A 22,787-nucleotide genomic window follows, 5' to 3' on the forward strand; every position below is an offset into this window, starting at 1 on the left:
CCGGAAGGGGATACCATGCTGGTTCTGGCATCGGCTTCACCGAGGCGGCGGGAGATACTCGCCAGGTTCATACGGGAGTTCGAGGTTATTCCCAGCAATGCGAGCGAGGAGTGCAGCCTGGAAAACCCCGCCGAGTACGCGCTCGAGCTGGCGAGGAGGAAGGCGAGAGAAGTTCACGGCCGCGTGGGCGGAACCGTCATCGGCGCCGACACCGTCGTCAGCATAGACGGCCACATCCTCGGCAAACCGGGGAGCAGGGAGGAGGCCTTCGAGATGCTCCGGCTCCTCAGCGGCCGAGTCCACCAAGTCACCACGGGGTACTGCATAATCCACGGTGGGGATGAGCTCTGCGGGGCCGTGACGACGGACGTGAAGTTCCGCGAGCTGGACGACGGCATCATTTGGGCGTACATCGACACCGGCGAGCCGATGGACAAGGCTGGAGCGTATGGCATACAGGGGAAGGCGGGCCTCTTCGTTGAGTGGATCCGCGGGGACTACTACAACGTCGTCGGGTTCCCGCTTGAGATAATCTGGAAGCTGAGGGAGCTGGGGTTTAAGGTTCTATCACGTTAATACCCCCCGTTTTCTGGTTTTGGACTCCCTTTGGGCAGATTTTTGGTTTCGAAGCCCCGCTGTGACCTTGGAAATCGATTTTTAGGTTTCCCGAATTGTGACCCTTAGTTATGTCTTTGCCGCATTTTTGTAACGAATTTTTTTCGGAAATCGGAAAGAGGGTAGTTCTGGCCCACGCTGTGGCAAATCTCCACTTAAATCGTGTTTTATATCATTCTGACCAATTTGATGGGCCAGCTTCCAATTTTCCATTGTGACAGCCCCCGGGAAATCTCGGGTCTGTTTTCGCGCATCCGGAAACCGGCTCGAACGTGTCTTCTTATATCCCTTTGGACTTTTTCAGAGGCTTTGCTTAATGGCCTCTATGGGTTTCTTTTGCCCGGGTTCTCAGAAAGACTTAAATATTTGAAGGTTCTTAGGGCTTCATAGGCCAATCTGGGCAAAATTCTCGCCTGTTGCAATAAGACTCTAGGAGAATTGAAAGAGGCTGAGGAACGCATCAAAGTCTTGGCCGTAGAAGTTGCAATAAGACTCTAGGAGAATTGAAAGAGGTTCGCTCGCTCTTCCACTTCAACTCGAAAGCCCCGTTGCAATAAGACTCTAGGAGAATTGAAAGCTGGCTCCCTCTCATACTCCCCGACATCGTAGATTTTTGTTGCAATAAGACTCTAGGAGAATTGAAAGAGGTGCTCCTTTCTCGAAGAGATAGGCCGGGTAGTCGAGTTGCAATAAGACTCTAGGAGAATTGAAAGGTTCACGAGGGGCTACTCGTCCCGCCGCCTTGACCAGTTGCAATAAGACTCTAGGAGAATTGAAAGAGAGGTTGGGCCAGGGACGAGAAGATAAGGGCAAAGGTTGCAATAAGACTCTAGGAGAATTGAAAGTGTGCCTTGAGGTTAGGTTATATCTGTAGAATACGGGTTGCAATAAGACTCTAGGAGAATTGAAAGTTGTGACCTTCACGACAAAGAATTGGGTTAGATTATGTTGCAATAAGACTCTAGGAGAATTGAAAGCCCACAAAATCTTATAATCACCATCAACTTCCTCTTTGTTGCAATAAGACTCTAGGAGAATTGAAAGACAATCATACACTCCACAATACCATCCTCATCATCATGTTGCAATAAGACTCTAGGAGAATTGAAAGTTGTAACCTGTCCTGACGTATGTCACGAGCTTCCGCGGTTGCAATAAGACTCTAGGAGAATTGAAAGGGCTCAAGGCTGTCAGTTCTGATGAGGTAAAGGCTTGTTGCAATAAGACTCTAGGAGAATTGAAAGGGCTCAAGGCTGTCAGTTCTGATGAGGTAAAGGCTTGTTGCAATAAGACTCTAGGAGAATTGAAAGAGAATGCCGCTTCCCGCGCTTCCTGAATCTCCTGCTCAAGTTGCAATAAGACTCTAGGAGAATTGAAAGGAGAAAGAAGCTCGCGTCTCTAAATAAACGCAAAAAGGTTGCAATAAGACTCTAGGAGAATTGAAAGAAGCTGGGACTTTATCCACCTCGGATACCACCCAGCCGTTGCAATAAGACTCTAGGAGAATTGAAAGTAGGGATTATTAAGTTCGTTAGGGGAAAGCGGGGCGACATCATGTTGCAATAAGACTCTAGGAGAATTGAAAGGATTGACGACATACAGAACCTGCTGGCCACCTTGTTGCAATAAGACTCTAGGAGAATTGAAAGAGGAGCCTCTGAATAGCCCTCACCGAGCGAGCACCATTGTTGCAATAAGACTCTAGGAGAATTGAAAGATAGTGTTTCCTGTCGTTTTCCACTTCACCGACACCCTGTTGCAATAAGACTCTAGGAGAATTGAAAGTTAGAACCGCCTCCCGAACATAGTCCAACCCCAACCTCGTTGCAATAAGACTCTAGGAGAATTGAAAGATGGCCTCGATTGGCGTGGAGAAAGTGAACCTGCCACGTTGCAATAAGACTCTAGGAGAATTGAAAGATCGTGAAAGACAGGAGAGGGCGTTTTTAGCCAAAGGTTGCAATAAGACTCTAGGAGAATTGAAAGAAGGCCCCCGACAATAATCCCGGTTATGACGCCCATGTTGCAATAAGACTCTCCCATGTTGCAATAAGACTCTTAGGAGAATTGAAAGTGAGGTCTCAACCACAGTTCTTAACAGGGTGTCCGGTTGCAATAAGACTCTAGGAGAATTGAAAGACAATCTCTTTTTGGTAGATTGGATACCCCCCGAAGGTTGCAATAAGACTCTAGGAGAATTGAAAGTTTCGTTAAGGATTAGAGAGGCCTTTTTGTAGCTCAAGTTGCAATAAGACTCTAGGAGAATTGAAAGGAGAGGGAAGGGTGTTGATTTCATAGTGGCGGTATTTGTTGCAATAAGACTCTAGGAGAATTGAAAGCTGAGCGGAAGGTTAATAGTGTAATTGATGATATGGAGGTTGCAATAAGACTCTAGGAGAATTGAAATGAGAACCAGCGGCTTCGTCTCGCTTTTTCAGGTTGCCGGTTTCACATACAGAAAATCCAATCTGAAATGTTGCGTCTCACAGGAACTCCCCAAACAGCAGGTCTTCCCTCGCCCCGCCCGCCTTCTTGAATATCCTTTCACTCCAGGAAACGCCGCCCACCTCCCCCGGTGAGTGGGCATCGCTCGCGAAGGTGAGCTTTATCCCGCGCCTTATGCACTCACGGATGAAGTCGATGTCAGGTACCCGGTAGCGGGAGCTTATCTCAAAGGCCTTGCCCCTGGCCTCCGCCAGATCGAGTATTTCCTCCAGCTCGTCGGCGGGCGGGAAGCCGATGTAGGGGAAGCTGGCTCCGAAGTGGCCGATGATGTCAACGTTGTCGTCTTCGAGGGCGAGCTTCACCAGCTCCACGTATTCCTCCGGCCTCTCGAGCCACTCGTGGACGCTCGCTATCACGTAGTCGAGCTTCTCCGCCATGAAGTCAGGGACATCGATGCCCCCGGCCGTTATGTTGCCCTCCACCCCGACCAGAACAGTCAGCTCTGCGTCCTCGCTCCAGTACCTGACCTCCCTGACGTAGCGACCGAGGGTTCCGGGTTCGAAGTAGTGGCTGTGGTCGGTTATTCCGAGCAGCGCCAGCCCCCTCGCCTCCGCCGCGGCCACGCTGTCGGCTATTGATCCCCTGCCGTCCGAGTAGGTGGTGTGGGTGTGGGCATCGTGGGGAAACCTGAGCATGCTCTATCCTCCCGTGGAGACGTTATAAAGCCTTCTGGACAAAATATCCAACGTAAAGCTTAACCTTGAGTTTTGACAATCTTTAAATACCGCGGGAAACAAAAGTGGGGCGGTGGTGAAGATGGTCGAGCGCTCCAAGGTTAGGGTTCTCGTTGCGAAGCCGGGACTTGACGGTCACGACAGGGGGGCCAAGGTCGTCGCCAGGGCCCTGCGCGATGCCGGTTTTGAGGTCATCTACACTGGAATCAGGCAGACCCCCGAGCAGATAGCCGAGAGCGTTGTTCAGGAGGACGTTGATGTCCTTGGAATAAGCATCCTCTCCGGGGCCCACATGGTTCTCATACCGAAGATACTCAGGCTCCTCGAAGAGCGCGGCCTGAAGATCAACGAGGACGTTCTCGTTATAGCCGGTGGAATAATCCCGCCCGACGACGCTGAACAGCTCGAAAAGATGGGTGTGGCCAGGGTTTTTGGCCCCGGCAGTCCGATTGAGGATATAATCGGCTTCATAGACGAGAATGCGCCGAAGCTGAAGAAATTCAGGGAGAACTGAGCAAACTTTATAATTTCTTACCTGGATAATTTGTCCTAGTGGTGGCGATGTTAGACGGTCTCATAGAGAGGATGCTCACCGGCGACAAGCGCGCCACTGCGCGCCTCATAACCCTCGTTGAAAACGATGAGGAAAAGGCGAGGGAGATAATCTCGAAAATCTATCCCCACACGGGCAACGCCTACATCGTTGGCATCACCGGCCCGCCGGGGGCCGGAAAGTCCACCCTTCTCGACAAGCTCATCCGCGTTGCGAGGGAGGAAGGCAAGGTCGTCGGCGTTATAGCCATAGACCCAACCTCACCCTTCACCGGCGGTGCCCTTCTCGGGGACAGGATAAGGATGCAGAGGCATTCGACCGACCCGGGCGTCTTCATCAGGAGTATGGCGACGCGCGGCTCCCTCGGGGGCCTTGCCAAGGCCACGGCCGATGCCATCAAGGTCCTCGATGCCTACGGCTGCGACGTGATCTTTGTGGAGACCGTCGGCGTCGGTCAGATCGAGATCGACATCGTCAAGACCGCCGACACGGTCGTCCTCGTCACGGTTCCCGGCCTGGGTGACGACATACAGGCAATAAAGGCCGGGCTCATGGAGATAGCCGACGTGTTCGTCATCAACAAGGCCGACAAGGAGGGGGCCGATGCCACGTACTTCGAGCTCAGCATGATGCTCGACCTCGAAAAGGAGCGCTGGGAGAGGCGGGGCTGGCGGCCGCGGATCGTGGAGACGGTCGCGACGACCATGCGGGGAATACGCGACCTCTGGAGCGCGATCAGTGAACACAGGGAGTTCCTTGAGGGGAGCGGGGAGATAGAGCGGAAGAGGCAGTTCAGGGCCGAGGAGGAAGTCAAGACGATAGTCTCGGGGAGGATATCAAGGATAGTGGGGGAGAAGCTCGGCGAGGAAGAGATTTCGTCTTTGATAGGGATGGTTGTGAGGCGCGAGATCGACCCGTACTCTGCCGCGGATAGGATACTCGAAAAAGCCCTGGGGGTGAAGGTATGATAAAGAAGATAGACCACGTTGGTATAGCCGTTAAGAACCTGGAGGAGGCCATCAAGGTCTGGGAGGGCCTAGGTCTCAAGGTGGAGGAGATCGAGGAGGTGCCCGACCAGAAGGTGAGGACCGCGATAATCCACGTCGGCGAGAGCAGGATTGAGCTCCTCGAGCCGACCGCCGAGGACTCGCCCATAGCCAAGTTCATCGCCAAGCGCGGTGAGGGGATACACCACATAGCCCTGGGCGTTGATGACATCGAGGGACAGATTGAGAAGCTCAAGGAAGAGGGCTACAGGCTGATCGATGAACAGCCCAGGATCGGGGCGGGAGGTGCCAGGATAGCCTTCGTCCACCCGAAGGCCGTGACCGGTGTGCTTCTCGAACTGTGCGAGAGGAAGGAGTAACCAACGAAATCATCGGTTCTAAGGTTCCTGCTTTCCTTTTCTCTTTAACCCGATGGGTCATGTATTGGTCTGTTCAGTCCCATACAGTAACGTTTATAAGAGGATTAACAAACTCACTGTGCCGCGTAATATGATACGCGTGAACCTCATTGAACCCACGCGAAGTGATGGCTTATGCTGTTTAGGGGGCGACCCCTTAAAAAGGACTCAAGGATACTGGATTACCGGCGTCTCAACGAGATTCTGGAGAAAAACCCCAGCAAAGGAAAGATTCTCATAACCCGAAGGCCTCCCTTCGAAGTCAGCCGCCCCAACGTCTACCTGATGTGGATCACCAAAGTCTCCCACCCTAACGCGGTATCTCCATCAAAACTTCATGCCATCGAGCAGATGGTGTGGGAGCAGCTTCAGAATGAGGATGTGGACGTCATTCTGGATGCCATCGAGTACCTCATGATTGAGAACGGGATTGAGCCGACGCTCAGGTTCGTCAGCAAACTTCGAGACATGACCCTCCTCACGAACTCCGATTTTTACGTCACCGTCAGCGACGGCCTCGACAGCAGGGTCCTGAACATCCTCCGCAGGATAGTCGAGTGAGCATGCAGCCGAGTACTCCTCGCCCCAAGGGACGGGGCTTTCAAAAGGAGTAAAGTTATATAACCTTCTTCGCCATTCTCCCGTTTAGGTGTAGGGCATGCCGTACATTGAGAAGATTGAAATGAAAGGTTTCAAATCTTACGGTAACAGGAAAGTCGTCGTTCCGCTTTCTAAAGGGTTCACAGCGATCGTCGGTGCCAACGGTTCTGGAAAGAGCAACATCGGTGACGCCGTACTCTTCGTCCTCGGTGGTCTGTCCGCCAAGGCGATGCGTGCCACGAGGATAAGTGACCTCATATTCGCGGGCACCAAGACGGAATCGCCGGCAAAGTACGCCGAGGTTGCCATGTATTTCAACAACGAGGACAGGGGATTTCCCATTGACGAGGACGAGGTCGTCATAAAGCGGCGCGTCTATCCCGACGGCAGAAGCACCTACTGGCTCAACGGCAAGAGGAGCAGCAGAAGCGACATCCTCGACGTCCTCAGCGCGGCGATGATTTCGCCTGAAGGATACAACCTCGTTCTGCAGGGGGACATCACCAAGTTCATCAAGATGAGCCCCACCGAGAGGAGGATGCTCATAGACGAAATTTCCGGCATAGCGGAGTACGATGCCAAGAAGGAGAAGGCCCTGAAGGAGCTCAAGCAGGCCGAGGAGAACCTCGCGAGGGTCGATCTGCTCATCCGCGAGGTCAAAACCCAGCTTGACAAGCTTGAGAAGGAGAGAAACGACGCGCTCCGCTACCTTGACCTTAAGGACCGCGTCGAGAGGGCGAAGGTCACGCTCCTCCTCGGAGAGATAAGAAAGCTCGAGTCCCTGATAGAGGAGAGCAACCTGCGCGACAAGGAGATAGAGGCGGAGATAGCCGCCATGGAGGCCCGCCTCACGGATATCGCCAGGGAGATCGTGGCAAGGGAGAAGGAGCTGAACACGATCGAAAGGGAGCTCGAGGAAAAGAGCGAGGACAGCATCCTTGAGGTAACCAGAAAGATAAGCGAGGTCAAGTCTAAGATAGAGATGGCAGGAAAGAACATCGAGCTGGCCCGGAAGGAAATCGAGGACGGCCAGCACCGCCTTGCCAAGGCGAAGGAGGAGCTCAAGAAAGTTTCCGAGGAGATAGAGAAGAGCAGAAATGCCATAAGTCGCTGGAGCAAGAGACGCGAGAAGCTCAAGGCGGAAATAAAGGAGAAGGAAGTCATCAAGAACGAGCTGGTTGTTAAGCTGGGCGAGATAGACAGGGATTTTGCCATCGCGAAGCAGGACTTTGACCGGGTAGTTGAGGAGCTGGAGGAGGCCAAGAAGGAGCTCTACATGAAGGAGAGCGATATCAAGAAGTTCGAGGAGGAAATAGAGCGCGCAAAGGGCAGGATAGCTCAGAACAACGCCAGAAGGATTTCTCTCAAGGCCCAGATTGAGGAGGCCAGAAGGTCTCTGGAGGCGAAGCGCTCCGAGCTCGGCGATATTGACGGGAAGATGTCAAAGGCCGAGGCGAGGCTGAAGAAGGCCGAGAAGGAGCTGGAGGAGAAGAGCAGAAAGCTCAAGAAGCTTGAGGGTGAACTCTCGAAAGCCAGGGAGGAGCTTATCAAAGCCGAGGCGCAGCGCGAGGTCCGCGGGAACCGTGCCATAGAATTCCTCAAGGCCCAGAACATCCCGGGCCTCTACGGCTCCCTCGGTGAGCTGATCACTGTTCGCGATGAGAGCTACGCCCTGGCCGTTGAGGTCGCCCTCGGTGGAAGCTACGACAACGTCGTCGTTGAGGACGACCGCGTTGCAGAGAAAGCCATAAAGCTGCTCAAGGAGAAGAAGCTCGGCAGACTGACTTTTCTCCCGCTCAACAAGATAAAGCCGCGCTCCATGAAGGGGGAGCCCACTCTCGGAGTTCCGGCCCTGGACGTCGTTCAGTACGACCCGCGCTTCAGAAACGCTGTAGCTTATGCCCTCGGAGACACGCTGATAGTGAACGACATGGACGAGGCCAGGACCGTCGGCATAGGGAAGGTCCGCATGGTGACCCTTGGCGGGGAACTCCTCGAGCGGAGCGGGGCGATAACCGGTGGTCACTACAGGCCCAGGGGCAAGCTCGGGGTCAACGTGGATGAGATACGGAAGCGTGTTGAGAAGCTGGAGCGCGAGAAGGAGGCCCTGGAATCGGCCGTTAACGCCCTCAGGGTTGAGGTCAGAGGTCTTCAGAACGAGCTCTTTGAACTCCGTATGAAGAAGAGCGAGCTGGCCAAGGACCTCCAGGTTGCCCAGAAGGACATGGAGCGACTTCTGGCAGAGGACCGTGCGCTTAAGGAGGAGATCGAAGAAAACGAGAGGCTTATCGAGGGGCTGGAAAAGAGGATCCACGAGGCCAGGGGCGAGATGGCAAAGCTCCGCGGCAGGATTGAGCGGCTGGAGAAGAAGAGGGAGAAGTTAAAGAAGGCCCTGGAGAACCCGGAGGCCAGGGAGCTGAACCAGAGGATCAGGGAGGTCGAGGCAGAGATAAGCAAGCTCCGCGAGGAGCTCGGCAAGGTCGAGAGCAAACTGGAGGGCCTCGACGTCAGGATAAACGAGGAGCTGCTCCCAAGGAGGGCGGATCTGGAGGAGGAGATAGAGGGTCTGATCAACAGGATAAACGCTCTCAAGGCCAACATCGAGGAGAACGAGAGGGCCATAGCCGACTTCAAGGCCGAGCTGGAGGAGCTCAAGAAGGCCGAGGAGAACGTCAAGGATGAGCTCAAGGAGCTCCGCGAGAGGCGCGAGAGGCTCAGGAACGAGATCATCGACCTCCGCGCCGAGAAGGACGAGCTGAGCTCCAAACTCCAGGAGCTCCGCATAGAGGCCAACACTCTCAAGATAAAGCTGGCCCAGTACGAGGCAACGCTGAAGGAGAAGAGGGATGAGCTGAGACACTACGATGCCAAGCTCATCAAGAGCATCAAGGAGGTTCCCCTGGAGCTCGACGCCCTGAGCGAGCAGATAGAGAAAATGGAGGAGGAGATACGTGCCCTCGAACCGGTTAACATGAAGGCCATCGAGGACTTCGAGGTCGTGGAAAGGCGCTACCTCGAGCTGAAGAGCAAGCGCGAGCAGGTCGTTGCCGAGAAGGAGAGCATAGAGGAGTTCATCGAAGAGATAGAGGGGCAGAAGAAGCAGGTCTTCCTCCAGACCCTCAATGAGATAGCCAGGAACTTCTCCGAGCTCTTCGCCAAGCTCTCCCCGGGAGGAAGCGCCAGGCTCATCCTTGAGAACGAGGACGATCCCTTCGCGGGCGGTCTTGAGATAGAGGCCAAGCCTGCCGGAAAGGATGTTAAGCGCATAGAGGCCATGAGCGGTGGAGAGAAGGCTTTAACGGCTCTGGCGTTCGTCTTCGCCATCCAGCGCTACAAGCCGGCGCCGTTCTATCTCTTCGATGAGATCGATGCCCACCTGGACGATGCCAACGTCAAGCGCGTTGCCGACCTCATCAAGGAGGCCTCCCAGAACAGTCAGTTCATAGTCGTTACCCTGAGGGACGTCATGATGGCCAACGCGGACAAGATAATAGGCGTCAGCATGAGAAAGGGCGTCTCGCGCGTCGTTGCGCTCAGCCTCGAGAAGGCCATGAAGATACTGGAGGAGGCAATGAAGAGGAGCGAGGCCGAGCATGCTGAGATGTTCGGCCATCTGAGCGGGTGAACCCAATGTTTGACAGAGAAGAGTTCGAGCGGTGGCTGTCCCAGGCTGAATATACCCTCAGAAGTGCCGAGAATGACCTAAATTTTAAATTTTATTCATGGGCCTGCTTTAAGGCCCAGCAGGCGGCGGAGTATGCCGTCAAGGCTTTGCTCTTTGGGCTGGGGATCATGGCTTACGGCCATTCAATAAAGAAACTGCTCGACATACTATCCAAAGAGATCGAGGTTCCAGAGGAGCTTTTTGACAATGCCAGGATGCTGGACAGGCATTATATCCCCCCACGATACCCGGACGCGTACATAGAAGGTGCTCCCTACGAGTACTACGGAGAAAGGGATGCCCTTGAGGCCATTAATTCAGCACGCGAGATAATCGCTTTTGTGAGGAGGGTGGCGGATGATGTCAAGTGAACTGCCGTACGGGGGAGACATCCAGAAGTACGTGGAAGCCATCAAAGCGTCACTCCGGCCTAAATTAATACTGCTATACGGTTCACTGGCAAGGGGAACCTTCGGTCTGGGGAGTGACGTTGATATCCTTGTGATAGCCGAAAGCCTCCCCAAAAACCCAAACGAGCGGTTAAAACTTCTCTACGACCTCGATAGAACCCATGCTCCGATCGATGCCAAAGCATACACTCCAGAGGAAGTTAAGAGGATGCTTCTCAAGGGACATCCCCTCATCATGGACGCCTTGGCAGATGGGAAGGTTCTCTACGCCGATGAAGGTTATCTAAGAGAGCTTATGGCGATGTTCAAGGCAGCCAGGAGAAAATTCCGCCGTTTTGAGAGGGGCTGGATTAGGATTGAGAGGTGATAACCATGGAATCGCGCCGTGAGGAGGAGATAACGCCCGTTGACATTCTCCTCCAGCTCGTCACCATGGGAAAGGTTGATCCCTGGAACATCGACATCGTTGACCTGACCGAGAAGTACATCGAACGACTCAGGGAGATGAAGGAGCTCGACCTCCGCGTTTCGGCGAGGGCAATCCTTGCTGCATCAATCCTCGTCAGGATGAAGAGCGAGGCCCTGCTCTACGGCGACGAGGAGGAAGAGGAGGAGCACGAGGAGAAGCTCCACGTTGATGTCGAGCCGCTGGCCCCGCCCCTCCGCAGGGTGGAGCGCTACTACACCTTCGACGACCTGCTTGATGCACTCATGGACGCCCTTGAGGAGGCGGAGAAGAGAAAGCCGCGGAAGAAAAAGAAGGTCGAGATAGAGGAGGAGGTCTTCGTCGTCGATGACTTCCGCGTTGACATCGAGAAGCACGTCTATCGGCTCCACGAGATAGTCGTGGACATGTACAGGGAAACCAGGGAACCCATAAACTTCTGGGACCTTGTCTTCGACCCAACACCGAAGATAGTGGCCAGAACCTTCCTCTACCTCCTGTTCCTCTCCAACATGGGGAAGGTGGACCTCATTCAGGAGGAGCCCTTCGGGGAGATATTCGTCGTGCCCGTGGAGGAGAGCGCCTAGTCCGCGCATTCCCTTTCGCTTTTCTTCGCCGGCCGCAGGGTTATCGCAAGCAGCGGCGGGGCGCTGCCTATGTAAAGGCTCCTCTTCTCCCTGTTGATGTAGAAGCAGTACTCGCCGTCCGGGACGGACTCGAGAAACTTCCTGGGAATGGTTTCTCTGGCGGTTCTCCCGTCGAGAAAAACGCACTCACAGGCTCTGGAGATGCCCCCAACGCGCTCTTTTATTTCCCCGAGTGGAAGTCTCTCGCATTCGAGCTTAGCACAGACCAGGCTCTTTCTCCCGTCCGTGAAGATCACCACTTTCTCGTTCACGTCAATCCTCCGCGAGCGGTCGAGGAAGGCCCATAGGGCAGAATACACCCGTTCGAGCTTCTTCCTCTTTGCCAGTCTCTTGACGAGCCTCTCCTTGGCGTGTCTCGTGAGGAGCATGGTGGCCGGTGAGGTGAACAGCTTAAATCATTTGCCCATCAATAGTGTACGTACCTATGTTTGTACACATGTAGGTTCTGACTACGTAGTAAAGTATTTAAAGGGAACAACGTAGAAAACATTGGTGAAAGGGATGCGCGGAAAAGTGTACGCAGGATTTTTTGTGGCGTTTTCGGTTCTTGATATGTTTACAACCTGGTTTGGCGTGAGTAGAGGGTTCTCCGAGGCAAATCCTGTCATAGCCCAGAGACTCTCTGACCCGGTTCTCTTCTTCGGAAGCTTCGCCCTCTTCACGGCCCTGGGTGTTGCCCTGATCCTTGCGTCCTCCGCCTTAACAGGCATCTCCGGTGTTTTCGGATACTTCCCCGCGGTCTTTGTGCTCCTTAAAGCCGCTCCCGCGGTCAACAACCTCTACCTGCTGTTCGGCTTTGGATTCCTGATACCGTTTGTTTCAGTGCTTCTTCTCGCGGCGATGTTCATCTTCAGGCCCGAAAAGCCCGCATGCACCCGGGGCGTCAGGAAAGCTTTTATTCGCTCCCTCCAAGCTTAAACCATGTACCTTCGCCGAGACCTCATCGAGCCCCGCGTTTACCAGGAGGTAATTTACGCCCGCTGTAAAGAGACCAGCTGCCTCGTCGTTCTCCCGACGGGGCTGGGAAAGACGCTGATAGCGATGCTCATAGCCGATTACCGGCTCTCCAGATACGGCGGCAAGATCCTCATGCTCGCGCCAACCAAACCCCTGGCCATCCAGCACGCGGAGAGCTTTAGGCGCCTCTTCAACCTCCCTCAGGAAAAAATAAACGTCCTCACCGGAGAACTCTCCCCCGAAAAGCGCAGACGGGTGTGGGAGGAGAGCGTGATCATCACCGCCACCCCCCAGACCGTCGAGAACGACATCCTCACGGGCAGGATTTCGCTGGAGGACGTTTCCCTTCTGGTAATCGACGAGGCCCACAGGGCCGTTGGCGGTTACTCGTACGTTTTCATCGCCAGGGAGTACCTCAAAACCGCCAGGCACCCGCTGGTTCTCGGCCTGACCGCATCCCCGGGGAGCGACGCCGATAAGATCCGCGAGATAGTGGAAAACCTCGGCATCGAACACGTCGAGGTGAGAACCGAGGCTTCCCCCGACGTTAAACCATACGTGCAAAAAATGAGCTTTGAGTGGGTGAAGGTCGAGCTGCCCGAGATATACAAGGAGGTTAGAAGACTACTCCGCGAGATGCTGAAGGAGAGTCTCAAGCCCCTCGCCCAGTTCAAGCTCGTCTCGACTTACTCGCCGGACATATCAAAGAGGGAAGTGCTTCAGGCGGGGTCAAAGATCAACCAGGAGGTCGCGAGGGGCAACTATGAGATCGGCCGCCTCAGACTCCACCAGGCCAAGGCCGTCAAGCTCCAGCACGCGATCGAGCTCCTCGAGACCCAGGGGCTGACCGCCCTGCGCACCTACCTCAGGAAGCTCCGGGAGGATAAGCGGGCGAAGTCGAGCAAGCAGCTAATGGAAGACCCGCGCATGAGGAAGGTGGTTTACCTCCTCGTTCAGGCAAAGGAGAGCGGGGTGGACCATCCGAAGATGGAGCGGCTGAAGGAGCTCGTCAAAAGGCAGCTCGAAAGAAAGCCGGACTCCAAGGTAATCGTCTTCACCAACTACCGGGACACGGGGAGGAGAATAGTGGAGGAACTGGAGGCGATGGGGATCGCGGCCGAGAGGTTCATCGGTCAGGCGAGCAGGGGGAAGGACAAGGGCATGAGCCAGAAGAAGCAGAAGGAAGTCCTCGACCGCTTCTCCCGCGCCGAGTTCAACGTCCTCGTCGCCACAAGCGTTGGCGAGGAAGGACTGGACGTTCCGGAGGTGGACCTGGTCGTCTTCTACGAGCCGGTGCCTTCGGCCATAAGGAGCATCCAGAGGCGTGGCAGGACCGGCAGGCATAGACCGGGGAAGGTTGTAATCCTGATGGCCCGGGGAACGAGGGACGAGGCATACTACTGGAGCTCGAAGCGAAAGGAGAAGGGTATGTTCGATGCAATAAGGGCCATAGCGAGGGAGCTCGAAAGGGCCCGCCCCAGGGAGCGGTCGGAACCTGCTGAAATCGTTGAAAAAACACCGGAGCGTGCCGGAATGAGCAGGGGGAAGATAACTTCCCTTGATGCGTTTCTGAAGCCCAAGGGTGCCCCGAAAACTGAGGAAAAATCCGGGGCTTCCGAAAAGCCTCCGAGGAAAGGGGTTTTCGTAAAGAAACCGAGGGTTATAGTGGTCTACGCCGACAGCCGCGAGCTGAGGAGCGGGGTGCCGAAGCACCTCCGCGAGCTTGGCGCCGAGGTTGAGGTCAGGACGCTCGACGTTGCCGACTACGTGGTGAGTGAGGACGTCGGCATAGAGCGCAAGAGCGCCAACGACTTCATCCAGTCAATCATCGACGGCAGACTCTTTGACCAGGTTGAGAGGCTCAAGAGGGCCTACGCGAAGCCGGTCATAATCATCGAGGGCGAGCTTTACGGGGTGAGGAACATCCACCCCAACGCCATCAGGGGTGCCATAGCGGCGGTGACCCTCGACTGGGGGGTGCCCATTCTTTTCTCCTCCGGAACAGAGGAGACGGCACAGTTCATATACCTGATGGCAAAGCGCGAGCAGGAGGAAAGAAAGAAGGAGGTTCGCCTGAGGAGCGAGAAGAAGGCGCTAACGCTGGCCGAGAGGCAGCGCCTGATAGTCGAGGGCCTGCCCAATGTCTCCGCAACCCTTGCCAAGCGCCTCCTCGCGCACTTCGGCAACGTTGAGCGAGTTTTCACCGCGACGGAGGAGGAGCTGAAGGAGGTCGAGGGAATAGGGCCGAAGAAGGCGAGGGAGATAAGGAAGGTGATAACCGCGCCCTACGTAGGGGAGGATAAAATTTAAGTTCCCGTCGGAATTACAAGATAGCGCCCCCGGAAACCGCGGGGAGGGAGCGTCCTGGCGAGCCGTGACCTCCCTTCGCTCCCCGGGGGCACAAACGCTACTACTCCTCCTCTTCCACCTCTTCCCCGGCCAGCTTCCTCAGCTTGTCGAGATCGGAGCCAACCGCTATGAGAACGTCGCCCTCTTTTAGGACGTCGTTTCTTCCAGGGTTGTAGATGTACCTGCTCCCGCGCTTTATGGCGAGTATCCTCGTGCCTATCTTGCTCGGAAGCTTGAGCTGGGCGAGGGTCTTGCCATGGAGAACGGAGCCCTCGTGGATAACCACCCTTCCCAGTTCTTCCTCCGTGTCCTCCATTATCCTCAGGATTATCGGGTGGGGCTCCACATCGCGCAGGATCAGGTCGGATATCTTGTATGCCGCGTCGCTTATCTGCTCGTTTATCTCCGCCATGTCTATGACGCTGAGGAGCTTCACCGGATCCTCCTCGTTCTTGGCGAGCCTCAGGGCGAGTTTCTTGACCTTCAGGGTGAGCTCGTCCATGCGCTCTTCAAGCAGGTAAACCTCCTCCGCGATGTCTTCACTCTTGTACATGACGGAGGAGAACGCCAGGTCAACCATCAGGGACGAGAGATCCTTCATCTCGATGAGGCAGTTCCTGATCTCCTCAAGCTCACTCATTGGACATCACCTTGATGTTGCCCCGGGCTATCTCCTTGAGGTAGTCCACCGAGGTGTTCGTCCCGCGCCCGATGAGTATGTCCCCGGGGAATATCTTGAAGTCCCCGTCGGGGTCGAAAATCCAGCGTTTGCCCCTCCTCACCGCCACTATCCAGACGCCGGTGTTGGCCGCGAGGTCCAGCTCCTCCAGCGTTTTTCCGACGAGTATGGACTCAGCGGAGACGTAGATTTTGCCTATTATCTCCTCGCTCCCCAGTATGGCCTCGGTTATGACCGGGTGAAGCTCGACGCCGTCGATGACCATTTTCGCGAGGTCCGCCGCCGCGTTGGACATGTCGTCTATGGCGTGCGCCATGTGGAGGATGGAGGTTATCTGCTCCGCCTCCTTCGGCCTGCGCGCGGCAAGAACCGCATGGACCATGAGGTGATAGTTGAGCAGGTCGAGGTACTCCTCAAGCTCAAGCACCTCCTCGGCCATCTCCTCCTCGTTGAAGAGTATGGAGGAGTAGGCCAGGTCAACCATCAGCTCGGCGGTGTTCTTCATTTCAACGAAGATGTCCTTAACGTTCCTTGGAACCTCGATTTCGTCCCACTCTTCCACCCGGATCTCACCGATGGGGGAAAGGGGGGAAATCTTATTTAGTTTTCGCCTCGAAAAGTTTAATACCCGCGAGGGTCAACGTCTACGGGGTGAGGGCGATGGAGAGTGATGGCAGTGATCGGCGGAGAGGTCAGGGGGGAACTGAAGGAGAAGGTCAGGGAAGCCTACAGGGTTACGCTGCCGTCCCTGTTCACCTCCCAGATATTCGGCCTGTTCGGCGGCACGTTTCTGGGCAAGTACTTTGAAATCATCAGAACCCAGTTCCCGGGTTTGCTCGTGGTTCTGCCGGGCATAATGGGCCTCCGCGGAAACGTTTTCGGCTCGATGGCCTCGCGCTTCTCCACAATGCTCTACCTCGGTGAGTTGGAGCCTTCGCTGAGGGACAAGAAGGTTCTCAAGGAAATAGTACTCAGAATGCTCATCTCGCTCATTCCAATCTTCCTGCTCTGGGCCATCGGTATTGCCACGGGAATAAAAAAGAACGCCCTCGACGTCCTCCTCATAGTGGTTACCTCGACGATACTCGTGTCCTTCATACTCGGCTACTTCACCTCCTTCGTCACCATCTTCGCTTTCAGGCGCGGCACCGACCCTGACAGCGTGGCCGCTCCTTTGGTGGCATCAATGGGCGACTTTCTCACGGTTCCCTCCTTGGTGTTCTTCATACTACTCATCGAGCGCTCACCGGGGGGATTCAGGCTCTTCAACTACTCTATGATAGCCCTCTTCGCCATCGTGGCAGCAATAAGCCGGGTCAGAAAGGCGGAGTTCATCGAGCTTAAGCAGGTGTTCCTGACGATAACGGGGCTGGCGCTCCTCTCAACGGTATCCGGTTCAATACTTGCCAGGTTCAGCGGGATAATCCAGGCCTCGGTCGTACTGAGCTTCATCTATCCCTCGCTCCTCAGCAGCTTCGGAAACTACGGCTCCATAATAGCCGCGAAAACCTCGACAAAGCTCCACCTAGGTGAGATAGAGGGCCTCATCTGCCCGAAGGCCTTCACCGACATACTGGCGCTCTTCACCACGGCGCCGGTCATCGGAACGACGAAACTCCTCATAGGCATCGCCCTTGTGAAGTTAACCACCGGAATGGCCGTTCCAGGCTCCGCGTGGATGATAGTCCTCACGTACCCGTTCATGGTCCTGTTCATCATGCTCTACTCATACACGGTTTCCTACTTCCTCTTCCAGAAGAACATCGATCCGGATCACGTGGCGATACCCCTCATCTCGAACAACAGCGATATATTCGGAACGGCCTATGTGGTTTTGATGGCCAAGCTGATGGTGGGTGGTTGAATGATAGGTCTCTCCATGACGGCCTACCCGGGAAGGAACCTCCTCGAATTTGAGGGCTGGGTGGGCAGGGCGAAAAAGCTGGGCTTTGATTTCGTTGAGATACTGAGCGAATGGCCCCACTACCTGACGAGGGACAACTGCCGCCACTTTGCAGAGGTTCTTGACGGCTGGGGCATGAAGAGAACCGTCCATGCGCCCTTCAGCGACGTCAACATAGGCTCCTTCAACGAGAGGCTGAGGAGAACATCGCTGGAGGTAATCCGCGAGGCCATCGAACTGGCGGCCGAGCTCGATGCCCTCTCCGTCACGATACACCCGGGCCACTGCTCGCCGGTCAGCGTAAAGAACAGGAGGAAGTACCTGGAGATACACCGGGAGTCCCTGAGGAAGATCTCCGAATGGGGACTCGAGTACGGGGTGAAGATCGGCGTCGAGAACATGCCGCGCTTCGTGATCCTCGATGCACAGACGTGCGAGAGGCTCTGGGAGATACTCGGGGACGTCGAGATAGGGGTAACCTTCGACGTAGGACACCTGAACACCACAACGGGGAAGTTCGAGCGTTTCCTGGAGGTCCTCGGAGACAGGATAGTCCACGTTCACCTCCACGACAACCGCGGCGAGAGGGACGAGCACCTGGCCCTGGGCGACGGCACTGTTCCCTGGGTTAGAGTGTTCCCAAGGCTCCCGAGGGTGACCTGGGCCCTCGAAGTCAGCGACATTGAATCCGCCCGGAGAAGCCTCGAATTTTTGAAAAGCCTGCATTGATGGACGTTTCAGTTCATTGGCGTCCGATTTTTACAAAACGCAACTCTTTTATACATTTAACCTGAAGTTCTTGCGAGAAGCAGTTTCTGGCGGAGGGATACCAATGGCGGAAAAGATAGTGGAGGAAATGAGGCCCTTCTTCGACCCGAAGGCGGTCGCTATCATCGGCGCAACGAACAAAAAGGGAAAGGTTGGGAACGTTATCTTCGAGAACTTCAAAATGAACAAGGAGCGCGGAATCTTCAAGGGGAACATCTACCCGGTCAACCCGAAGCTCGATGAAATTGAGGGCTACAAAGTCTATAAGAGCGTTAAGGAGCTCCCCGATGATACTGATCTGGCCGTTATATCGATTCCGGCCCCCTTTGTTCCGGCAACCATGAAGGACATAGCTGAGAAAGGGATAAAGGCCGTCATCATCATCACCGGCGGCTTCGGTGAGCTCGGCGAGGAAGGAAAGAAGCTGGAGCGCGAGATACTTGAGATAGCCAGGGAGAACGGGATAAGGATCATCGGCCCGAACTGTGTCGGTGTTTACGTGCCAGACACCGGTGTTGACACCGTTTTCCTGCCGGAGAGCAAGATGGACAGGCCGAAGAGCGGACCGATAGCCTTCGTCAGCCAGAGCGGTGCCTTCGCGGCGGCTATGCTCGACTGGGCGGCTATGGCCGGGATAGGAATCGGCAAGATGGTCAGCTACGGCAACAAGCTCGACGTCGACGACGCCGACCTTATGGACTACTTCATCCACGACGACGGCATAAACGTCGTCACCTTCTACATCGAGGGTGTGAAGGACGGAAGGAAGTTCATAGAGGCCGCCAAGAGGATAACCAAGGTCAAGCCAGTCATAGCCCTCAAGAGTGGAAGGACCGAGTACGGAGCAAAAGCAGCCTCTTCCCACACGGGTTCTTTGGCTGGAGCAGACACGATTTACGATGCCGTCTTCAAGCAGACCGGCGTCATCCGTGCCGAGGACTTCGAGCACATGTTCGACCTCGCGAAGGCCTTCGCTGCGCTCAAGGACAAGCTCCCGAAGGGGGCCAGGATAGGAATAATCACCGACGGCGGTGGAGCCGGAGTCATGGCCAGCGATGCCGTTGCCAAGTTCGGCCTCAAGATGGCCGACCTCAGCGAGGAGACGCTCAAGTTCCTCAAGGAGAACTTCCCGCCGCACGCGGTTGCAGGAAACCCGACCGACGTCGTCGGCGACACCGACGCCGAGCGCTATAGGATAGCCATCGAAGGCTTCGTTAACGACCCCAACGTTGACGCAATACTCGTCATAGTCCTCTTCCAGGTCCCGCTCCTCGAGGAGGAGAAGATAATCGACATTCTCGCCGAGTACCAGAAGAAGAGCGACAAGCCGATCGTTGCCGTTGCCATGGGCGGTAAGAAGACCGACCACTACGCCAGAATCCTCGAGGACAAGGGAGTTCCCGTTTACCCGACCCCCGAGAGGGGTGTCCGCGCCCTGGCGGGCCTTGTTAAGTACGCCCAATACCTCAGGAGGGGGGCCTGACCCCCCCAATCTTCCGGTGGTGATATCATGAAGGAGGAAGCCCTTAAAGTTATTGAAGAGGTTTTGAAGTCCGGAAGGACTTCGCTCGTTGAGTACGAGGCAAAGCAGGTTCTCAAAGCCTACGGCCTCCCGGTTCCGGAGGAAAAGCTCGCCAAGACCCTTGATGAAGCGCTCAAGTACGCGGAGGAAATCGGCTATCCCGTCGCCATGAAGCTGATGTCCCCCCAGATTCTCCACAAGAGCGACGCGAAGGTTGTGCTCCTCAACATCAAGACCCCCGAGGAGCTGAAGGAGAAGTGGGAGCTCATCCATGAGAACGCGCGCAAATACCGCCCGGACGCTGAAATCCTTGGCGTTCTCATAGCCCCGATGCTCAAGGTGGGCAGGGAAATCATCATAGGCGTCACCGAAGACCCGCAGTTCGGACACGCACTCATGTTCGGTCTCGGTGGAATCTTCGTCGAGGTTCTCAAGGACGTCACCTTCCGCATAATCCCGATAACCGAGCGCGACGCCAGGAAGATGATAACGGAGATAAAGAGCTACCCGATTCTCGCTGGGGCCCGCGGCGAGGAGCCGGCAGACATAGACGCCATAGTCAACCTCCTCCTCAAGGTCAGCGAACTCGTCAACGACCTCGACGATTACATCAAGGAGATGGACCTCAACCCGGTTTTCGTCTACGAGCAGGGCAAGGGTGCCGTCGTCGTCGATGCGAGGATAATCGTCAAGGAGCCGACCGAGAAGAGGGAGGAGATAAGCACCGAGTACAGGGAGAGGTGCGCCTGACTCCTCTCTTTTCAAGTTTTCCTCCTCTGGCGGGCGAGGAGAAACAGCCCCAGCGACAGGATTCCGAATATTCCGATGAATGTAAAACCGGTTCTAAGGCCAAGAAACCCTATCAAAACCGGCCCCAGCGCCTGGCCTACGTCCTTTATGCTCTCCAGGAAACCCAGCGCAGTTCCGCGGAGCTTTGAAACTTCCGTGGCCAGGGGTTTCGTTGAGGCCTCGCTTATCGAGGCGCCCACCGAGAAGACCACCGCACCCAGAACCACCAGCGGAAGTGAGTCCGAGAGGGCAAAGGCAAACATCGCCAGGCCAACCATTGTCATGCCCACCACTATCGGCTTCGTTCTGCCAATCCTATCGCTGAGATAGCCCGCATAGGGCTTAACGACCGCCATTATAGCGATTTCCACCGTCAGTATCAGCCCGGAGAGCCAGGCCTTGTCCTGGAGGTAGTAGAAGAGGGGCAGGAAGGTTTCTATGCCCTGGTAGGCCATGTACACGGCCGCGTCCAGGAGACCTATCAGGAGGAGCTCCCCACTGAACGTGAACTCAAATCTCCCGAGCCCGCCCCCGGTCTTGGGGAACCTGAAGGTGAGGGCAAAAACCACCAGCCCAGTCAGCGAGCAGAGGACGAAGACCACGGAAAATCCAAGGAAGTATATTATGCTCCCCGCAAGGACCGGGGCAAGTGCACGGCCGACTAGGGTTGACGAGCTCAGGAAGCCCATGAAAGTGCCCTTCCGGCCTGGATAAAGGTCGCTGACCAGGGCGAAGGACACAGGGACGAAGATGGCCGTCGCAACGCCGTAGTAAACCCTGACGAGGGCGAGGGTCAAAGCGTCGCCCGCGAGGAAGTACAGCAATGGTGCGCTGAGAAAAACGAAGCCGCTCATCTTGAGAAGTTTCTTCCTCCCGTAAACGTCGCTGAGAAGACCCGACGCGAAGTTTATGAAGATACCCGTCACCGTCGAGGCGGCAGCGACGAGGCCTATCCCCCCTTCCCCAGCCCGATGCTCCAGGCGTAGAGGGGAAGCGTGGGGGACTTGCTCATCGTGGAGCCTAGGATCGCGAAGAATCCCGCGATAAGGATGAGGTAGAGGGCCTTGGAGGTTCTCATACCCTGCATCCCCAGTTGCTGACGAGAGACAACTCACTCATTCCTCCACACCGGATTCGGGTTCCTCTCCCGCCTCTTCCAGAGTCACCTCTTTGATGTAGCCCAGGATGTCGTGGAGTATGAAGAAGCTTATCGCGGCATCGATCGCTGAAAAGAGGTTGCCGGCGATAAGGAACAGCAGGGCGAAGAAAAACTCGATGGCCGCGTAGATGAGCGCCACCTTTACTGCAGTCCTGTTCTCCGCTCCCACACCGTATGCAAGGACAAGGCTCAGGAGGGCAAAGGCCAGGTAAATCATGGAGCCCCAAGAATAAGCGTAGTACAGCAGCAGTACTCCATTGATTGAAAGAAGGAGAGTGGCAAGGGCAAGTCGCTTCATGTCATCCCCAGATAGCTCTCAAATACCTCGACGTATTTAAACCCATCGTCGGGGAATATGAGAACGTACGTCCCCTCGCCTAGCTCCCCGGCAACCTTCTCATAGCCCTTAACAACGGCACCGGAGCTGAGGCCTATGAGAAGGCCGTCTCTCCTCGCAACGCGGATGGCCCCTTCGATGGCCTCTTTCCTCGTTATCTCCAAGACCCTGTCTATCTCGACCTGGAAGTACCACTTGGGCCTCGTCTCAAGCCTCTTGATGCCGGGTATCTTCTCGCCCTTCGCTGGAACCACACCGATAACCTGCGTATCGTAGCGCTCCTTGAAGTAGCTAGCTATGCCTGCTATGTGTCCGGAAGTTCCGATGCCTGCTATTATGACGTCGGGCGTCTTCCCTATGCTCCTCAGCTGTTCGTCTATCTCCCTGGCCGTGAAGCGGTGAGCCAAGAAGTTGTCGTCGTTCTCAAACTGGTTGAGGTTCACGGCTCCTGCCTTTCTGGCCTCCCCCTGCACAAAGCGCACCATCGTCGGGTCTATCGTCTCGAAGTCCGTCATAACTACTTCAGCACCGAGAACCTTCAGGAGAACCTGCGTGGCCTTGGGCGTTGGCTTCGGCAGATAGGCTCTGAACTCGATGCCAAAAACGTTGCTCAATGCCGCCAGAGAAATCCCGACGTTGCCGGATGTGGCCTCAAAGAGCTTTCTTGTGCCGTTGATGTCGCCGCGCTCCAGGGCCTTCATAAGCATGTTAAAAACGGTCCTGTCCTTTATGCTCCTGCTGAAGGGGTTAAAGAACTCTAATTTGGCAAAAGACATCCCCCCTCTCGGCTGAGAGTCTGACCAGGG

At 55.5% G+C, this 22,787-nt stretch carries 23 protein-coding genes and 2 CRISPR repeat arrays; of the genes, 15 read left to right on the forward strand and 8 right to left on the reverse strand.

Features of this window, described 5'->3' with window-relative positions; genetic code table 11:
• Nucleotides 1-15 precede the first annotated feature (15 nt).
• Nucleotides 16-576 (forward strand): Maf-like protein, encoded by a 561-nt coding sequence (locus FH039_RS09215; protein WP_139681078.1) that lies wholly within the window; start codon nucleotides 16-18, stop codon nucleotides 574-576.
• A gap of 454 nt (nucleotides 577-1,030) precedes the next feature.
• A CRISPR array of direct repeats spans nucleotides 1,031-2,602; the repeat unit is 30 nt; unit sequence GTTGCAATAAGACTCTAGGAGAATTGAAAG.
• Between the two features lie 122 nt (nucleotides 2,603-2,724).
• Nucleotides 2,725-3,022: direct repeats of the CRISPR family, unit length 30 nt; unit sequence GTTGCAATAAGACTCTAGGAGAATTGAAAG.
• 76 nt (nucleotides 3,023-3,098) lie between these two features.
• Here FH039_RS09215 and FH039_RS09220 read toward each other — a convergent pair.
• Nucleotides 3,099-3,755 (reverse strand): PHP domain-containing protein, encoded by a 657-nt coding sequence (locus FH039_RS09220; RefSeq protein WP_139681079.1) that lies wholly within the window; start codon nucleotides 3,753-3,755, stop codon nucleotides 3,099-3,101.
• A 121-nt stretch (nucleotides 3,756-3,876) separates the two neighbouring features.
• Between FH039_RS09220 and FH039_RS09225 the strand changes: the two genes are divergently transcribed.
• The 8 genes from FH039_RS09225 (at nucleotide 3,877) to FH039_RS09260 (ending at nucleotide 11,458) form a co-directional block, all read left to right on the forward strand.
• Nucleotides 3,877-4,308: a cobalamin B12-binding domain-containing protein gene (locus FH039_RS09225; RefSeq protein ID WP_139681795.1), complete on the forward strand. Its 432-nt coding sequence runs from the start codon at nucleotides 3,877-3,879 to the stop codon at nucleotides 4,306-4,308.
• A gap of 47 nt (nucleotides 4,309-4,355) precedes the next feature.
• The gene (gene meaB, locus FH039_RS09230) at nucleotides 4,356-5,315 is read left to right on the forward strand and encodes a methylmalonyl Co-A mutase-associated GTPase MeaB (protein ID WP_139681796.1); all 960 of its coding nucleotides are present in this window, start codon (nucleotides 4,356-4,358) and stop codon (nucleotides 5,313-5,315) included.
• A complete protein-coding gene (gene mce, locus FH039_RS09235) occupies nucleotides 5,312-5,713 on the forward strand; it encodes a methylmalonyl-CoA epimerase (RefSeq protein ID WP_139681080.1) in 402 nt (133 codons plus the stop codon). Before meaB ends, mce begins: the two co-directional genes overlap by 4 nt.
• Nucleotides 5,714-5,887: 174 nt before the next feature.
• Complete coding sequence (locus tag FH039_RS09240; RefSeq protein WP_139681081.1) at nucleotides 5,888-6,313, forward strand: DUF835 domain-containing protein; 426 nt, start codon at nucleotides 5,888-5,890, stop codon at nucleotides 6,311-6,313.
• A 97-nt stretch (nucleotides 6,314-6,410) separates the two neighbouring features.
• Entirely contained in the window at nucleotides 6,411-9,977 is a 3,567-nt protein-coding gene (gene smc, locus FH039_RS09245) for a chromosome segregation protein SMC (protein WP_139681082.1), read from the forward strand.
• Nucleotides 9,978-9,982: 5 nt separating this feature from the next.
• Nucleotides 9,983-10,387, forward strand: a complete 405-nt coding sequence (locus FH039_RS09250) for a HEPN domain-containing protein (protein ID WP_139681083.1) — start codon at nucleotides 9,983-9,985, stop codon at nucleotides 10,385-10,387.
• Nucleotides 10,377-10,793: a nucleotidyltransferase domain-containing protein gene (locus FH039_RS09255; protein WP_240703207.1), complete on the forward strand. Its 417-nt coding sequence runs from the start codon at nucleotides 10,377-10,379 to the stop codon at nucleotides 10,791-10,793. The genes FH039_RS09250 and FH039_RS09255 overlap by 11 nt, the downstream gene beginning before the upstream one ends.
• A gap of 5 nt (nucleotides 10,794-10,798) precedes the next feature.
• Entirely contained in the window at nucleotides 10,799-11,458 is a 660-nt protein-coding gene (locus FH039_RS09260; RefSeq protein WP_139681084.1) for a segregation and condensation protein A, read from the forward strand.
• Here FH039_RS09260 and FH039_RS09265 read toward each other — a convergent pair.
• On the reverse strand, nucleotides 11,455-11,886 hold the full coding sequence (locus FH039_RS09265; protein WP_139681085.1) for a hypothetical protein: 432 nt from the start codon (nucleotides 11,884-11,886) through the stop codon (nucleotides 11,455-11,457). The genes FH039_RS09260 and FH039_RS09265 overlap by 4 nt on opposite strands.
• Nucleotides 11,887-12,019: 133 nt before the next feature.
• Between FH039_RS09265 and FH039_RS09270 the strand changes: the two genes are divergently transcribed.
• Both FH039_RS09270 and FH039_RS09275 read left to right on the forward strand, forming a co-directional pair.
• The gene (locus FH039_RS09270) at nucleotides 12,020-12,436 is read left to right on the forward strand and encodes a DUF5658 family protein (RefSeq protein ID WP_240703311.1); all 417 of its coding nucleotides are present in this window, start codon (nucleotides 12,020-12,022) and stop codon (nucleotides 12,434-12,436) included.
• 3 nt (nucleotides 12,437-12,439) lie between these two features.
• Nucleotides 12,440-14,785 carry a DEAD/DEAH box helicase gene (locus FH039_RS09275; RefSeq protein ID WP_139681086.1) on the forward strand — a complete coding sequence of 782 codons (2,346 nt, stop codon included), beginning with the start codon at nucleotides 12,440-12,442 and terminating at the stop codon, nucleotides 14,783-14,785.
• A 100-nt stretch (nucleotides 14,786-14,885) separates the two neighbouring features.
• Here FH039_RS09275 and FH039_RS09280 read toward each other — a convergent pair whose 3' ends face one another.
• Both FH039_RS09280 and FH039_RS09285 read right to left on the reverse strand, forming a co-directional pair.
• Nucleotides 14,886-15,464, reverse strand: a complete 579-nt coding sequence (locus tag FH039_RS09280; RefSeq protein ID WP_139681087.1) for a potassium channel family protein — start codon at nucleotides 15,462-15,464, stop codon at nucleotides 14,886-14,888.
• Nucleotides 15,457-16,065: a potassium channel family protein gene (locus tag FH039_RS09285; RefSeq protein WP_139681088.1), complete on the reverse strand. Its 609-nt coding sequence runs from the start codon at nucleotides 16,063-16,065 to the stop codon at nucleotides 15,457-15,459. Before FH039_RS09285 ends, FH039_RS09280 begins: the two co-directional genes overlap by 8 nt.
• A 108-nt stretch (nucleotides 16,066-16,173) precedes the next feature.
• On the opposite strand from FH039_RS09285, the gene FH039_RS09290 reads away from it, so the two are divergent.
• The 4 genes from FH039_RS09290 to FH039_RS09305 all read left to right on the forward strand — a co-directional run bounded on the left by FH039_RS09290 (nucleotide 16,174) and on the right by FH039_RS09305 (nucleotide 20,446).
• Nucleotides 16,174-17,367 carry a magnesium transporter gene (locus tag FH039_RS09290; RefSeq protein WP_139681798.1) on the forward strand — a complete coding sequence of 398 codons (1,194 nt, stop codon included), beginning with the start codon at nucleotides 16,174-16,176 and terminating at the stop codon, nucleotides 17,365-17,367.
• Nucleotides 17,368-18,135: a sugar phosphate isomerase/epimerase family protein gene (locus tag FH039_RS09295; protein WP_139681089.1), complete on the forward strand. Its 768-nt coding sequence runs from the start codon at nucleotides 17,368-17,370 to the stop codon at nucleotides 18,133-18,135.
• A gap of 103 nt (nucleotides 18,136-18,238) precedes the next feature.
• On the forward strand, nucleotides 18,239-19,657 hold the full coding sequence (locus FH039_RS09300) for an acetate--CoA ligase family protein (RefSeq protein WP_139681090.1): 1,419 nt from the start codon (nucleotides 18,239-18,241) through the stop codon (nucleotides 19,655-19,657).
• Nucleotides 19,658-19,684: 27 nt separating this feature from the next.
• Nucleotides 19,685-20,446, forward strand: a complete 762-nt coding sequence (locus FH039_RS09305) for an acetate--CoA ligase family protein (protein ID WP_139681091.1) — start codon at nucleotides 19,685-19,687, stop codon at nucleotides 20,444-20,446.
• Between the two features lie 11 nt (nucleotides 20,447-20,457).
• Here the strand turns inward: FH039_RS09305 and FH039_RS09310 are convergent, their stop codons facing one another.
• Genes FH039_RS09310 through FH039_RS09320 form a run of 4 tightly spaced genes read right to left on the reverse strand, consistent with a single transcriptional unit; the run spans nucleotide 20,458 to nucleotide 22,757 of the window.
• Nucleotides 20,458-21,411, reverse strand: coding sequence for an MFS transporter (locus tag FH039_RS09310; protein ID WP_168188397.1), 954 nt, complete (start codon nucleotides 21,409-21,411; stop codon nucleotides 20,458-20,460).
• A gap of 23 nt (nucleotides 21,412-21,434) precedes the next feature.
• Nucleotides 21,435-21,563 carry a hypothetical protein gene (locus FH039_RS12500; RefSeq protein ID WP_276607303.1) on the reverse strand — a complete coding sequence of 43 codons (129 nt, stop codon included), beginning with the start codon at nucleotides 21,561-21,563 and terminating at the stop codon, nucleotides 21,435-21,437.
• A gap of 37 nt (nucleotides 21,564-21,600) precedes the next feature.
• Nucleotides 21,601-21,942 carry a hypothetical protein gene (locus FH039_RS09315; RefSeq protein WP_139681093.1) on the reverse strand — a complete coding sequence of 114 codons (342 nt, stop codon included), beginning with the start codon at nucleotides 21,940-21,942 and terminating at the stop codon, nucleotides 21,601-21,603.
• Nucleotides 21,939-22,757: a cysteine synthase family protein gene (locus FH039_RS09320; RefSeq protein WP_139681094.1), complete on the reverse strand. Its 819-nt coding sequence runs from the start codon at nucleotides 22,755-22,757 to the stop codon at nucleotides 21,939-21,941. The genes FH039_RS09315 and FH039_RS09320 overlap by 4 nt, the downstream gene beginning before the upstream one ends.
• Nucleotides 22,758-22,787: the final 30 nt, after the last annotated feature.

It is taken from the genome of Thermococcus indicus (genome assembly GCF_006274605.1).
Taxonomy (GTDB): Archaea; Methanobacteriota_B; Thermococci; order Thermococcales; family Thermococcaceae; genus Thermococcus; species Thermococcus indicus.